Raw genomic sequence first — 14,343 nt, forward strand, 5'->3', positions numbered from 1 at the left:
TAACTTTGCTAAAAAGTAATTTCATTTAGTTATTATGGATTTGAGAAACGGTTAACTGAAATCATTAAAATAAACTAATGAAACCATGTTTAGTGAATCAAAATAACTCTCTATTTATTAAGTGATCAGTGATAGTGTTAACCATACTTTCTATCAATTAAAAATATAGAACTGTAATTAATTAGGTGTGTAAATGATAAATACGGGGTCATGACTCCAAAGCGTTGTAATGATGTTTTTCAATATATGCACCAATCAGCTTTTCGTGGACTTCTATCGAACGTGAATAACAAATTGTTTTTCTTGCCAATCGTTTGATATGAATACGCAGATTGAGATTATGCCGCTCAATGCGTTGAGTAAAAATTTTTCCCACTAAATGCTTTTCAGACTCAATTTCTCGGGTGTAACTCCCCCAGTCATCCGTCGTGATGAAACGAATGCTAAAAGGGGTCAGTAAGTCGAGCAATTTGCGGCAGGTTGCATCGGTTCGCGGACCGAATACATGGGCTATGACCTGTTTTCTTTTTGTATCAAACGCATACCAAAGCCAGTGGCGTTGTTTTTTGTTGCCCACAAAAGACCATTGTTCATCTAATTCACAGATGAGAGTCACATCTTCGTAAACGGCCTGTCTCGTTGTTACTTGTTTTGGCGAGAGTTTTTTAAAGTGCGTATTACCGTATTGATACCGACACCTAAAACGCGGCCAGTGTCTCTCACACCAGAGCCATTCATTGCCATATCAACAATTTTCTCTTTCATGTCAGGTTTATGGCCATTGTAACGATAGTTAAGTTGAAAGGTTTTCCGGCAATCCTTGCAATAATAGCGCGGGAAGCCTGCTTTACCTGTCCCGTGTTTACGTACAGGTTCGGTTTGACCGCAATATCGGCAAACAACTTCTATCTTGACAGTCACATGTGGGTTCCACTAAAAAAACACAAGAATATCAAATTAACGCTTTAGAGTCACGACCCCTTTACTTTTACGGAGGACTCAGTAAAACCAACTTTTTCGAGAGCTTCCACAACACGATCGGTAATCCAGCTTTCTAATAACTCACTGGTTATTTTATTAGGTGATACGTCAATTGTTAACCCTTTTAACTCAAGTTTAAGTGCTTCGTCTCTTTTTATTTTGATTGATGTATCCATTATTTCACCTTTTAAACTTTATGGTATAAATGCAAAAATGCCATAGATAACTTTACGTGAGTTGCTCTTGCAAATACTTCTATTAATAAACTAATTTATTTTCTATTCTTATTGCTTGAATATTTTAAGCTTAACAAGCTAGCCAAGCAGTTGTTAATGCTTTTAAATATCTATTTATAAAATTTCGTGAAATTTATTAAATAACCTGATTGAAATTTATTATTAACTCCACACAAGAAATAATTAACCACCGCAATCATTACATTGCGGAAATTAATAACCTTTAAAAATTAGAACAAAAATAAAACATTATCTATGTTATAGAAACAAAAAGCCATATCTACAATGTCGTGACTGTTAAATTTTAGTAGGAAAATCATACAGACTTAAAAACCCCCATATTACATGAGTTTTATTTAATAATGATGTTCTTCATAAACATCATTATTATTTTCGCTACAAAATAGTTAACACTAACATCAATACAATTAATTATATTGACACTAAATTTTATTATTCTTGCTTAACCCTTTTAAAGTTTGAACCGTGTTTTTGATGGCTGTTTCTGTTGGTAACCGTTCTATAGAGCTGGCACCGAAAAAACCGTGACAATCAGGGCAAGAAGCTATAACATAAGCGACATCTTCAGGTTCTGCAATCGGCCCACCGTGGCACAGAATAATGATATCATCACGGACCGTCTTAGCCGCCAAAACGCATTCATTAATCAGCGATACACAAGAATCCAAATCATGTGATGTATGAGCACCAACATCACCGCCAGTAGTTAACCCCATATGCACAACGATAATATCAGCTCCAGCTTCTGCCATCGCCACCGCCTCTTCTGTGTTAAAAACATAAGGCGTGGTCAGCATTCCCTTTTTATGTGCCAGACGGATCAATTCGACTTCCAGTTCATAACCCATACCGGTTTCTTCCAGATTTTGTCTGAACTTTCCATCAATAAGCCCGACTGTTGGAAAATTTTGAACTCCAGCAAATCCCTGAGCTTTCAGTTCATCCAGAAAAAGGGAAATATTACAGAACGGATCAGTGCCACAAACTCCTGCCAATACCGGGGTTTTTTTAACTATCGGCAGTACTTCATTTCCCATTTCTCTGACGATTTGGTTTGCATTACCATATGGCATTAATCCGGCTAATGATCCTCTACCAGCCATTCTGTAACGACCTGAGTTATATACAATAATGAGGTCTACCCCTCCCATTTCTTCACAACGGGCTGAGAGTCCAGTGCCTGCACCTGCGCCAATAATGGGTTCGTTACGCTCAACTTTTTGTTTAATTATTCTAATTATCTGATCATATTGCTTCATAAAAAATTCCCTGGTGTTACATAATTTCTTCAAGCTGTTGTTTAGCAAGAGAACAAAACTGAGGTGAATTAATATGGAAAGGTGTTTTTATAATTTTCCTTTGTTCTGTCTGAACCATCGTTTTTTCCAGTCCATCACAAAAAGCCTGCGTTGCCGTCGGTAAGTAGAAAGGTTTTCCTGGGCAGTCCAGTGCAGAAAACCCACCTTCAGGAATAATGAAACGAATGGAACCGTGACACTTGTTCAGCTTGTTTCCTATCCAAACACCAAGCTGATAGTTTTCTTCAGGTGTGGTTCTCATTAACGTGACCTGAGCATTGTGTTCGACAAATAATCTATCTCTATAGCGTTCAGGGATCGTCTCTTTTGAACCAAAATTAACCATGTCTAAAGCACCAGCACTACCCACCCAAGGAATGTTCTTTTCAGCAATAACATCCAGACGAGTACCAGGGCAGCTCAGCACGCCTCCAAATAACAGATCAGCAATTTCTGTTAATGTAATGTCAAGAAAACCTGATAGTTCTCCATTATTAGCTAATTTTTCCATGCTTGCTCCACCGTTACCGGTTGCATGAAAAGTCAAACAGTCATATTGGGTATCTAATTTAGCTATGAGCTGGTTAACGCAAGGCGTTGTGACACCAAACATGGTCAACCCTAAAGCCGGTTTATTTGTTCTGACTTGTGGCACTGTATAACTGACAGAACCTGCCATCATATTTGCAGCATTCGTTAATATTGAGCGGGAAACGCGGTTCAATCCACAGAGATCGGTGACGGTATAGAGCATAGCAATATCACTGGCACCCACGTAACCTGAAACGTTTCCTGATGCCATCGTTGATACCATTATTTTAGGTAATCCGATTGATAGATCCTGCATAGCGGGGGTGATCAGTGCTGTACCACCTGAACCACCAATACCAATTATGCCTGCTATATCATCAATTGAATTACGTAGAAAATTCGTAAGCGCAATAGACATTGCAGTGATCGCTTTGCCCCTCTCACCACAGAAAACAAAATCAACACCTTCTGGGTGATATTCTGCGACTTGTAACGGAGATATATCTATCTCCTCGTTCTGTTTATTTTCTACAGCTAGTGATGTCGATACATCAATAATCGTTGAATCAACGCCTGCGTGATGTAAACAAGATTTCAGCCAGACAAGCTCTTCTAATTTTGTATCTGCTGTTCCTATTATCCCTACAAACCGATTCATATCGCTGACTCCGTGGACATGAAAAAAGATTTTATAAAAACTGAATATAAAGTTATGCTAATATTTTATACCATGCAAGATATTTTTTATCTCATGTGATATTTTTAATCGCTAAAAATATTTGTTAATTTTGGACCATCACCAGCTAACCCTTTTAAGGTATTTGAATGATATTATTTGATGAAAAGAATCTATCACCAATCCGACGCCGTACTCTTGAGAGGATGACTAAAGCCGCCCTAAAGTTATATGATAAAAAAACGTTTCCGTCTCCCAAAGAAATTGCTGAAGAGGCCGAATATGCCAAAATAACTTTACGTAGTTACTTTCAAACTCATAATGAATTTGTGGAGTATGTTGTTAAGCAGGTTATTGGGTCTTTTGTAGCGCCCAAAACGGGATCTGATGCAGAAGAGAATGTCGAAAGGTTATTCAAATGGGGTTATGGTCAAATAGAAAAAAATGAAGCATTAATGAGAGATGCTCTGCGTATTTCTCAATTGCGTTGGCAAGAAGCAGTATCCGATGAAAAGAATGGTGGTCAGTCTTCTATTTTAAAGAAAAGTAACCGTAGGGAATCACTTACACTTGCCTTAGAGCCGCTCAAAAATCAGCTTAACGATGATACAATACACAAAATTATTATGTTACTTTCAGTATTATACGGTACAGAAGCCATGGTTGTGCTGAAAGATAGTTTTTGCTTAGAAAATGATGAAATTGTCAATTTAATGACCTGGTCGGCAAAATTAATTATTAGACAAGCAATTATTGAAAATTTAGATAATGAGTAATCTATTTGGGTAAACTTACTTCATTCAGTTCTGAGTTAATCTATTTCATCAGTAACAGCAGGTCTAGGAAATGCCAACCTAGCAGAAGTTAAGTTGGCATTTTTGGTGATTTAAATATCCAAATGTAGTTCTAGATAAATATATGGTATGTGCGGTTACCTTTTTGAGTGCCCACTTCAACTTCCGATAACACTCAACAATGAAATGTATTAATAAATTAAAGAACTCAATATTGCTATTCCTGCCGTTTTATTTTGTGATTATTATCACGGTTATTATGATTTTTTTCTCTTTGTATTATTTCAATATAATACTTTGGAGTTATCCAGCATAAAATATTGAATAACGATCAATACAGCCAGCAGACACCTATTTTTTTACTTAATATAAACATGTAATTCAATAATATACATGAGATAAGTACAATTTATATTGGTGTGGGGAGAGAATAGAATCGTAAAAACATTTTTTGAATCCTTACTCGTACTATGGCTTATGGTCAGGAGACTGGGTGCTTTAATCGCAACTTTCGGTGAAAAAACCCCGTGCAACGTCCATCCTTCTTGCCACCCAAACAGCCGCCTCCAGTTCACTGCACTTGTGCTCCCGCATTAACGTCCATCGCTCATCCTTTTCTTCTTTTTCCGTCATACCCAGTGCCAGATAGAAGCTTGACGGCACGACCCGAAACAAGGCTTCGATTTTTTTTACCAACACCACGCCTTCGGTATAACAACGAGGGAGTTTACTGGCAAAGAGCAATACGGCTTTCTGCTCTTCGGTCAGTTTTTTGAACCGGGCAATTTGCTCCACTTCATCCGGTGGCATCGTGAGACACAGCCACCATTCCGCCATATTCAGCATCTTTCAGCCGTATCCGGGTAGTCGGAGAGGTTTTGGGTTGCGAGCCACAACCAAGCCCCCAGTTTACGCCACATCTTGACGACTTTGGTCATATAGGGAGAGAGCAGCGGGTTGGTGGTGGTGATATGTCCTTCGTCTATCACCAATTGCAGTTCTCTGTCCTGATATTGGTCACGTTCCGCCAAATTAGGTCATGAACCCAATAGTTAGATCACTCAAAAAAAGTAGTACTCCCTTTCAATGAACGCTCCTATTACTTTATCGTGCATCTCTTCGGATTTAGAATACCCTATCGTTTTTCGATTGAGTCTTTTTATGCGGATACGCAAAGTGAGATTGGTTCTCTCGATACGCTGGGTAAATTTCTTTCCTGTAAGGTGTTTTTCTTCAGGAAGGCAATCGTAAACAGCATAATTATCCGTACAGTAGAATTGGATATTGAAAGGAGATAGAAGCGCAAGCAGTTTTTCCAACGTTTTCCTGCTGCGATCACCAAATACATGCGCTACTATCCGCTTCATATTCGGCTCCCAGGCATACCAGAGCCAGCGCTGATTTTTCTTGTTACCGACAAATGACCATTGTTCGTCTATTTCACAGATAATCTGGACGGCACTTCCTGACAGAGGCAGTGTAGTTACCTGTCTTGGCGTGAGTTTTTTAACGTACGGATGACGGTATTAATGCCAACCTTCAAGACACGTGCTGTGTCTCTGACACCGGCGTTATTCAGCGACATATCAACGAGTTGTTCTTTCATACCGGGCTTACAGGCTTGATAGGTGTAGTTCAGTTGAAAGGTTTTACGGCAGGCATAGCAATGATAATGAGGATGCCCACTACTTCCTTTTCCATGCCCTTTAACCTCTTTTGTTTTGTGACAATAACGACAAACCACATCAACTTTAGCCATATCTGACCAATAATAAAAAGCAAGGAGTTTATCACGATATCTAATTATTGGGAGCATGACCAGATCATTTACCCAATTCCAATTTGATGTTCACTCCTGATCTACTTTCATACTTACATCCCCGCGCCATAATTATGCATCCTCTTCCGCGAGGCTATGAGCTTCCTTATGAGTTAGATAATTCAGTACATTGTGCTTATTTTTCTCAGGCTGAGAACGGAGTTTTTGTTAGAATGGCAATTCTCCAAGGTTACTTCAACGTTATTGGCGGACGGTAAGGATCCGTGTGTAAACAGGAAGGGGTTTGGGGGAGAGCATAAAAATCTGTGGGGCATTCATGCAGCAACTGTTTCTATTAAATAGTGCTCCGTTTCGTCACCTAATTTTATGCCCGGATACCAATGCTCAAATTGGGTTTTCAAATCATCATTCAATACGGCTGTGCGTGTCTGGATTAAATAATGCGCACCTTGTTGACTCTATTGCATCTGCTGCTTTTTCACCATCCGTTTAGCGATGACTTCATTGATCGTCGATTCAACAAATACAGAGGAAATGGGTTCACCATATCGGTACATTTCACCGTAATTCGGGATCATCATGTGGTTATTTTCAATATAGGTGTACATTTCATCGATATGTTTTGACAATGATTTCTTATTTTCATAATGCGATATGTCCTCATCACACATCGCCGCACAATCACCCAGGTGTTCTAATGCCTTAATCACATTTCCATGCCAGAGATACCATTTTGTACGGGTTAAAGCGTTCAATAATTCTGCACCGAGTTCAGGAACGTTTTTCGATACCCCTTTGGCATATTGTTTTAGTACTGTCAGACGCATTGTGATATGAAACCAATCCAGTACGTGCTGCGATTCGGGGTACAAGTTAAATTGTAGCTCCCTGAGGTTATCGGCACCATCCGATAAGAACGTAATTTGTTGATTTTCCTGCATTCCCTGTGAAGATAACTGGGCAATGAGTTTTCTTCTGGGATGATTCTCCAGACATTGCACAAAACCAAAACATTTGGTCGGAACATTAGCCGCGAATGATTTTCCGGCGATGACTTCGAAATGATGTTTTCTGTCGTCCCGATTTCTGACGTAGCCTCCATCAATGCCAACCGTCATCGGTTTTCCCGGTTTGGGTAATTTTTCCCATTCTCTGGGATCGTCGGGGAGAAAATCCGGCAATCCGTCTAATCCAGCCTCTTGTCTTTGGGCGATCTGACAGAGATGATTTCTGACTGTGGTGGCATTACAGCGTTCCCCCATAGGCAGAATATCTTTGAGCAGATTGGCGGTCAATCCATAAGACATCAGTGACGCCCATCGGGTTTCTATGTACCTGAGTTCCGGGTGAGTATGCGAATCACACCAATTATTAAGCAAGCTAACGGTTTGGTTTGAATGTTTCTCACACGCACACCGGTAAACCCGAAATCCCTCTACCGGGATAATGCCAAACAAGGTTTGATACTGGATTGTCTGTTTGCCTTTTATTCGCCGGTTTCGCTGACAGTAAGGACAAGTGCGATGTTTATCCAAATATTCAGCTGCCTGTTTCTGGATCACTGATTGCTGGATAGCGTTCAAAAGTAATTTAGATTCAGACAGGGAAAGTCCAATGTCATTGGGGGCGTCGGACTGTTTTTCTATCGTGAATAACTTCTCAGTATGGCGATGCCCCGATTTATCGACCATCGCGATTTGGATTGTGAATTGCATGATGCTGTCCTCCCGGGGTTGTGGCTACTGTATTCCCCCGTTTTTTAGCTGGTGACGCAATTTATAATACGTAGAAACACCTAATCCTACGTTATCGCAGGCCAGCTTTAACTTGATACCTTTTGCTCTTAACGCGTCTATTTGGGGTAATTTACTGATATCCGCAGGCGGCCTGCCCGTTCGTTCCCCGCGCTGTTTTTTTACTGCGATCCCTTCGGTTTGCCTCTCTCGAATGAGTGCCCGTTCAAACTGACTGAAGGCCGACATCATATGCAGTTGCAGCTCTTGCATGGGCGTGCACTCATTAGCATTAAAAGAAAGCTGTTCCTTCAGGAATATCAGTGTAATACCTTGCTGGCGTAAACGCAGGGTCAGGCTACACATATCCATCATATTGCGGCATAACCGATCGATGGAGTGAACAACAATCGTGTCGCCGGTTCTGACCTGTTGAAGCATATCCTGAAGTTGTGGCCGGTTGATATTTTTCGCACTGGCCTGTTCGACATACATTTTGTCAATTTCAATACCGGACGCAAACAGCGCCTCTTTCTGGCGCTCAACATGTTGGTCAACCGAACTGACCCGAATGTAGGCATAATGCATGTCACCCTCAGGGCGAAGTGCGCCTAGTGAATAAGGTTTTTGGTCTTTGAGCCCCTTTTTGAAGGATAAAGCTCAACTTAGTATCCTATTTGCAACAGAGCCCGATTAAACGTGTTGATAAGAATTAAGTTGTCTTTTGTACTTATCAGATACATACTTTAAGTGTGTATTTTAAGTATGTATCTGAGGTGTGCTATGAAACATAGAGTTAATGTAACCGTTGATAAAGCAAACTATCTGACTTTGAGTGCCGCAGGTGTCAACATTTCAGGTTTTATTAATGAAGTTATGACTAAAGAAGTTCAACGGATCAAAGCTGAAAACTGGAAAGAAGAGAATCGAAAAGGAATGGAAGAAGTGGCTCAATTTATCGCGCAGTATGGCTCATTTGCTGATGAAAATAGGAACTGGTAAATGCAATTTTTTGTTTATCAATACAAACGGAGTGGCAGCAAATACAGCATGTTTGTCGATGTGCAAAGCGATATCATTGAGACATTAGGCAGGCGAATGGTTATTCCTTTGGTTGAAGCGCACCACTTCTCAAACAAGGTAAGTAATCATCTATTCCCTATTGTGCAAATCAAAGATGGCAATTACCGACTTTTAACGACAGAACTTTCAAGTGTACCAGAAAGCGTAATTGGTGAAGAAATTACTGATCTAAGCCAATGGTCATCGGATATCAAGGATGCGATTAATCTATTGTTTTGGGGGATTTAAATATATTTTGAGCTAAATAGCTATATGGACACCGACCTAACTCAAGTCGATGAAAATATTTTTCTGACAAAAGTAGTCGCAAACATATATTCGGCTTCAAAGAGCCCTGATGAAAATCCGCACTCTCTGCCCTCATTATCTCAACAGTCTTGACAGACTGAGCTATTTGTCAGGTTCACAGAGAGTCGGTACTACCTGTCAGTACATCTACTTGGGGTTTTCCGACCATAGCCCCCATTTGTTCCCTCGCTCCCCTTGCTACGACAGGTTTTCAAGGTAAATATCGTTTTCTGCACTCATCAATAGTAATTCAATAACTTTTTGAATATTAATGCTTTTGTCTTTGTTGCAAAATTCATATTTTCCTAAGAAGCTTAAATGCCGCCAAGCAACGGGGGACATTTGAGCTATCGCTTTCGCTTTTTGTTGATCTTTCTTAAAAAAATACTCATAGAGTCGACATAGCAACTGTGCATTGTAAAAAATAACTATTGTTGCAATAAGGCGAATGGATTCTGCATTGATACCCAAGTCTATTTCATCTTTTCCATTTAACACTTTACCGCCACTAATCTTTGCTATTGCTGATGTTAATTGATGGTAAGATTCACCACGACAAAGGCTGGACTGCACAATTTCACGTATTTCTTTCGAATCTATGTAGTCTAATATATAATCACTCATGATGATCCGATCAAATTCTATCAGTGCTTTCAATGTAGGATTCTTTTTATAAACCGATAACTTACGAACAACTTGGCTTTGTGTTGTTTGTTTTAATGCTAAGGAGGCTAAGATCCTTAAAACATTATCCCATTCATTAATAATCAACCCAATATCTGCTTTATCACTCGGTTTTATCACATATCTAGCATATTTTTTGGGTTCCTGAAATCCCACTAAGTTATTATTAGCTTTATTGTTTAGCTGTTTAAATCTCGGCATAAAACGGTATCCAAATAAATGGAGTAATGCAAAGTTCACCCGATTAATGCTGTGCATATCACCGGAAATGGAAGCTATTTCAACGTCGGACTGATTACTTTCAATGATATCTAAAAGATAATGTGATTCATGTTCATTAGCTCCAATCACTTTAAGATAGAGAGGCAGATGATTTGCATTAAGCGAATATAAAACGACTCCTTTCAATAATCTGAAATACTTTTTTGAATACCGAGATTTTATTGTACTGTATTTTGTACCGAATTTTTGTCCATCAACACTGGCATGAACTCCATAGTCTGCAAGATTATATTCACTGAAAATAGGGAGTTTTTTCATTTCATTAATAATCAGATCACTTGCGTGGCTGAGTGTTTGCTTTCGGATAAAATTGTTCTGCATATTTTCGAAATTGTTAGCTTCAACATCGCTGATTTCTTGCATTTTAGCCGGTTCTATACCTGTAGCACTTGCAACTATGACCGCATGAAGCGCCTCTTGGTTTGGTTCTGTTTTTGCGTGACGAGGCTGAATATGAGTAAAAGATTTGATATAACGTGTTTCTTCGGCAACAAAACGCATAAGATCACCAATGCTTGATACGGGTAACTTCTTAAACAAGCGGTTATGTACATCATTATCTGTCTTAATATAAGGGATATTCCACTTAATTAATTCTCCATTCTTTTTGTATTTGGCTTTAAAGCCAGTATTTTCACCTTTAAGGATACGGGTATTAACGACATGGTATTTATTTTCTAAGGATATTTCTAATATTTCCAATAAATTAGAGATATCGTGTTTTAACAATGGCATATTTAACTGTGAAAGAATTTTTTCTTTATCTCTTTTCCATACAAAGCTTCCGGGGCAAAAGATGATCGTCCTGGGTTAATTAAAGCCCTCGATTTTGTTCAGCCTGGCGATATTTTGATTGTTTGGAAACTCGACCGACTTGGTCGCTCTTTACCCCATTTGCTAAGCATTATAAATCAACTGCAAAGTCAAAATGTCCAGTTCCGGTCTTTGACGGAAGCGATGGACACAACCATTCCATCCGGTGAATTATTGTTTCATGTGTTTGGTGCTCTGGCACAATCTTACCGCATTGGAAGACGGTATGTCCAAAGCTGCTATTTGCCGTAATTTTGGTGTAAAAAGAACAACCCTCATTGACACATTGAATCGTATAGGTCAAGACAGAAAGAATAAACAGGAATGATGCCAAAGGTAGCCAAACGGATTACATGAATTTTTTAAAAAAATAAAAAACCTATATTCAACAGGTTATCACGTTTTATCAAGTGCTATTCAAAATCGATTTTTCCGTTGAAAGCCAGACGTAGCAAGGGAACAAATCGGGGCTATGGTCAGAAAACCTCTGATTGGAAGTCGGACACTTCATGCATGAAATGTTTCTCAATAATTTTAGCTATAGGTGGCCCAAAAAACTGGGAGATAAGGTAAACCAATAGCTCCGTTTGGGAATTAATACTTCTTACACAGTAAATATTGTCATTATAGGTAATACTTGCCTTACGGTTTATATTCACAGTTGGAAATTGACGTGCAAATTTGTCATAAAAAGCCCAATGGGTTGTTACTGTATTTTTATCAAGTAAACCCGCTTGCGCTAACCAAAATACCCCTGTTCCGGTTGCAACAATGACAGCATTATTTTCTTTTTGTCTGCGCAGCCATGAAAGGATATCTTTCCTGCCAACCATCGCAGGATATGGATTTCCCCACATCGGGGGCAAAAACACTAAATCAAAATCGACAAACTCTGAAAATGTATGGTGAGTATGCAGCATAATTTGCGGTATCTGTTGGTCGTTTTTCTTCATATTCCCTACAACAGACATGACAAGCGGCTGTTCTCTCTGCTCTATATGGTTTCTTAAACTGCTGGCGCTGTTTAACATATCCGATGCTAACGTAATCCCACTTTGTAACGCTTTATCATATAAGACAAACGCTATATTCATACTCAGTCTCCAGACATCATGTACGCTTCTTACCTATATTCTATGGAATTTCAGGATATTGCCAACAAGCTGTAACCTGAAAAACAACGGGTATATAACATTTGATATTTCAGTTTCGATAGAAATAGATCAGATGACAACATTCTCAGTTTTAATGACCAATATATCAGAGTATTAAATTACACCAATTGCTAAACTTCAGAAAAAGCCTTTTTGGAGTTCATAATGAGTAAATTACCCGTAATTGTTGGTTTAGGTGGTATCAATACGGCTGGAAGAAGTTCTGGATTCCACGGATATAAACGCATCGTATCAAATAGTCTTAATGACAAAATAATGAAAGATACATGGAGCGATTTATGTCATCGAATGAATATTATTAATGGAACAGAATCTGTAACAGATACCAAAATTGAACAAGCAAAAAATGGCACACTAATTAGAAAAATAACTCTTTTCGATACACAGAAAGTGCCAGTTAATAAAATTATAACCGATTCTGACAAAGACACAGTTCAACTATTACAATCGACTTATATTCCACTTTCTATGTCCAGCGCAGGACAATTACCGGAAGGGTTTGAAATAGGAAATTTATATAATGCCCATCACCATCCTCGCGGTTTACGTCTTGCAGTATATGGTGCCTCAGATTTACTCAACTCAATCGGAATTTCATGGTCAGATATATCTGCATTAGTAGAGCCTGATCAGGTTTCTGTTTACGCCAGCAGTGCATTAGGCCAGGTAGATCAGTTTTCACTATCAGGATTGATCGGTAATCCACTGAATGGCTTGCGCATTAGCTCCAAAATGTTGCCACTCTCCTTACCGGATATGCCAGCAGATTTTATTAATAGTTATATTATCAATAACATAGGAAGTACGTCTGCCAATATCGGTGCCTGTGCCAGCTTTCTATACAATCTTAAACAAGGCGTTAATGACATAAGGCAAGGTAAGGCAAAAGTCTGTTTAGTAGGATGTGCCGAAGCACCTATTACTCCTGAAATTATTGAAGGATTCCGTGCCATGGGAGCTCTCGCAGAAGACCACCTATTATGTAAATTGGACGGAACCAACACTGTCGACCATCGCCGTGCCTGCCGCCCATTTTCAACGAATGTCGGGATCACTCTTTCCGAATCATCACAGTTTGTGCTGCTTATGAGTGACGACCTCGCCCTGCAATGTGGTGCTAATATTCTTGGATCGGTGCCTGATGTTTTCGTGAATGCCGATGCGAACAAAAAATCTATCTCTTCCCCCGGAATCGGTAACTATATCACGATGATGAAAGCCGCTTCCCTTACAGACAGCCTTCTGGATGGAAAATTACAGCATTCTTACGTTCAGGCACACGGTACAGGGACACCACAAAATAGGGTTACAGAAAGCCACATTATTAATGAAATCGCGAAAGTCTTTGGCCTCAGCCGCTGGAATGTTACCGCCATTAAGGCATATGTCGGGCACTCTTTTTCTGCCTCTGCCGGTGATCAGTTAGCCAACACGCTAGGCGTTTGGCAATATGGATGGATACCCGGCATTAAGACAATTGATCACATTGCTGAAGATGTACATTCTTCCAATCTGAACATTTTAATGCAGGATAAGTTTACTGGTGAACAGGGTAAAGATATGCGTGCCACAATCATTAACTCAAAAGGATTTGGTGGCAATAATGCGAGCGCTGTTATTTTATCTCCACAGCAAACAATGCGAATGCTGACTAAAAAACATGGTAATACGGCCATTAGTAACTATCATAAATGTAATCAGATAGTTAAAGACAAAAGTGAAAAACAGGATCAAGCTATTTGCCGTGGCGAGGAATCTATTATTTACGATTTCGGCAGCTCTGTGATGCAACCCTCAGATATCGAACTTTCACGTCAGGAAGTGAAATTAGCAGGATTCAAACATACTATAAAACTGCCGAATGCAGATGAATTCAGCGAATTTCTGTGAATTTCCAATATAATACATCCAGATAATCCGAAAATTACTTAAAATAATCTGACCGCCATTAAAACAAAACCAATGGCG

At 39.3% G+C, this 14,343-nt stretch carries 15 protein-coding genes and 2 pseudogenes; 7 read left to right on the forward strand and 10 right to left on the reverse strand.

Features of this window, described 5'->3' with window-relative positions:
• Window positions 1-208: 208 nt before the first annotated feature.
• The 4 genes from HGO23_RS05490 to HGO23_RS05505 all read right to left on the reverse strand — a co-directional run bounded on the left by HGO23_RS05490 (window position 209) and on the right by HGO23_RS05505 (window position 3,725).
• A protein-coding gene (locus HGO23_RS05490) for an IS1 family transposase (protein ID WP_209027487.1) occupies window positions 209-921 on the reverse strand; the annotation gives its coding sequence in 2 pieces (ribosomal slippage) (window positions 209-675 and window positions 675-921; 714 coding nt in all).
• A gap of 50 nt (window positions 922-971) precedes the next feature.
• Window positions 972-1,157, reverse strand: a complete 186-nt coding sequence (locus HGO23_RS05495; protein ID WP_209028219.1) for a hypothetical protein — start codon at window positions 1,155-1,157, stop codon at window positions 972-974.
• Between the two features lie 503 nt (window positions 1,158-1,660).
• Window positions 1,661-2,497: a phosphoenolpyruvate hydrolase family protein gene (locus tag HGO23_RS05500; RefSeq protein ID WP_099136017.1), complete on the reverse strand. Its 837-nt coding sequence runs from the start codon at window positions 2,495-2,497 to the stop codon at window positions 1,661-1,663.
• Window positions 2,498-2,513: 16 nt separating this feature from the next.
• Window positions 2,514-3,725, reverse strand: a complete 1,212-nt coding sequence (locus tag HGO23_RS05505; RefSeq protein ID WP_209028220.1) for a Tm-1-like ATP-binding domain-containing protein — start codon at window positions 3,723-3,725, stop codon at window positions 2,514-2,516.
• 167 nt (window positions 3,726-3,892) lie between these two features.
• Here HGO23_RS05505 and HGO23_RS05510 point away from each other — a divergent pair, with 167 nt between their 5' ends.
• Window positions 3,893-4,519, forward strand: coding sequence for a TetR/AcrR family transcriptional regulator (locus HGO23_RS05510; RefSeq protein ID WP_209028221.1), 627 nt, complete (start codon window positions 3,893-3,895; stop codon window positions 4,517-4,519).
• A 516-nt stretch (window positions 4,520-5,035) separates the two neighbouring features.
• Here HGO23_RS05510 and HGO23_RS05515 read toward each other — a convergent pair.
• Window positions 5,036-5,571: pseudogene (locus tag HGO23_RS05515) on the reverse strand (conjugative transfer ATPase); the annotation flags it as partial.
• A 27-nt stretch (window positions 5,572-5,598) separates the two neighbouring features.
• Window positions 5,599-6,296, reverse strand: a protein-coding gene (locus HGO23_RS05520) for an IS1 family transposase (protein ID WP_209028708.1) whose coding sequence is annotated in 2 segments (ribosomal slippage) — window positions 5,599-6,047 and window positions 6,047-6,296 — 699 coding nt in all. Because the reading frame shifts where the segments join, the coding sequence is not laid out codon by codon here.
• Window positions 6,297-6,382: 86 nt separating this feature from the next.
• Here HGO23_RS05520 and HGO23_RS05525 point away from each other — a divergent pair.
• A complete protein-coding gene (locus HGO23_RS05525; protein WP_209028222.1) occupies window positions 6,383-6,574 on the forward strand; it encodes a hypothetical protein in 192 nt (63 codons plus the stop codon).
• A 57-nt stretch (window positions 6,575-6,631) separates the two neighbouring features.
• On the opposite strand, the pseudogene HGO23_RS05530 reads toward HGO23_RS05525, so the two are convergent.
• Window positions 6,632-8,032, reverse strand: a pseudogene (locus tag HGO23_RS05530) (ISKra4 family transposase).
• 24 nt (window positions 8,033-8,056) lie between these two features.
• On the reverse strand, window positions 8,057-8,638 hold the full coding sequence (locus HGO23_RS05535; protein ID WP_209028223.1) for a recombinase family protein: 582 nt from the start codon (window positions 8,636-8,638) through the stop codon (window positions 8,057-8,059).
• A 195-nt stretch (window positions 8,639-8,833) separates the two neighbouring features.
• On the opposite strand from HGO23_RS05535, the gene ccdA reads away from it, so the two are divergent.
• Together ccdA and ccdB are read left to right on the forward strand one after the other, a co-directional pair.
• The gene (gene ccdA / locus HGO23_RS05540; protein WP_209028224.1) at window positions 8,834-9,052 is read left to right on the forward strand and encodes a type II toxin-antitoxin system antitoxin CcdA; all 219 of its coding nucleotides are present in this window, start codon (window positions 8,834-8,836) and stop codon (window positions 9,050-9,052) included.
• Window positions 9,053-9,361 carry a type II toxin-antitoxin system toxin CcdB gene (gene ccdB, locus HGO23_RS05545; protein WP_209028225.1) on the forward strand — a complete coding sequence of 103 codons (309 nt, stop codon included), beginning with the start codon at window positions 9,053-9,055 and terminating at the stop codon, window positions 9,359-9,361.
• 258 nt (window positions 9,362-9,619) lie between these two features.
• Here ccdB and HGO23_RS05550 read toward each other — a convergent pair whose 3' ends face one another.
• Window positions 9,620-11,122: a Tn3 family transposase gene (locus tag HGO23_RS05550; protein WP_209028226.1), complete on the reverse strand. Its 1,503-nt coding sequence runs from the start codon at window positions 11,120-11,122 to the stop codon at window positions 9,620-9,622.
• Window positions 11,123-11,200: 78 nt separating this feature from the next.
• Between HGO23_RS05550 and HGO23_RS05555 the strand changes: the two genes are divergently transcribed.
• Entirely contained in the window at window positions 11,201-11,452 is a 252-nt protein-coding gene (locus HGO23_RS05555) for a recombinase family protein (protein ID WP_425330513.1), read from the forward strand.
• A complete protein-coding gene (locus tag HGO23_RS20040) occupies window positions 11,427-11,528 on the forward strand; it encodes a hypothetical protein (protein ID WP_425330514.1) in 102 nt (33 codons plus the stop codon). The genes HGO23_RS05555 and HGO23_RS20040 overlap by 26 nt, the downstream gene beginning before the upstream one ends.
• A gap of 148 nt (window positions 11,529-11,676) precedes the next feature.
• Here HGO23_RS20040 and HGO23_RS05560 read toward each other — a convergent pair whose 3' ends face one another.
• Window positions 11,677-12,294 (reverse strand): DJ-1/PfpI family protein, encoded by a 618-nt coding sequence (locus tag HGO23_RS05560; protein ID WP_209028227.1) that lies wholly within the window; start codon window positions 12,292-12,294, stop codon window positions 11,677-11,679.
• Window positions 12,295-12,519: 225 nt separating this feature from the next.
• Here HGO23_RS05560 and HGO23_RS05565 point away from each other — a divergent pair, with 225 nt between their 5' ends.
• On the forward strand, window positions 12,520-14,265 hold the full coding sequence (locus HGO23_RS05565) for a beta-ketoacyl synthase (protein WP_209028228.1): 1,746 nt from the start codon (window positions 12,520-12,522) through the stop codon (window positions 14,263-14,265).
• The last annotated feature ends 78 nt before the right edge of the window (window positions 14,266-14,343 follow it).

The sequence above is a fragment of the Xenorhabdus budapestensis genome, from assembly GCF_017743015.1.
GTDB lineage: Bacteria > Pseudomonadota > Gammaproteobacteria > Enterobacterales > Enterobacteriaceae > Xenorhabdus > Xenorhabdus budapestensis.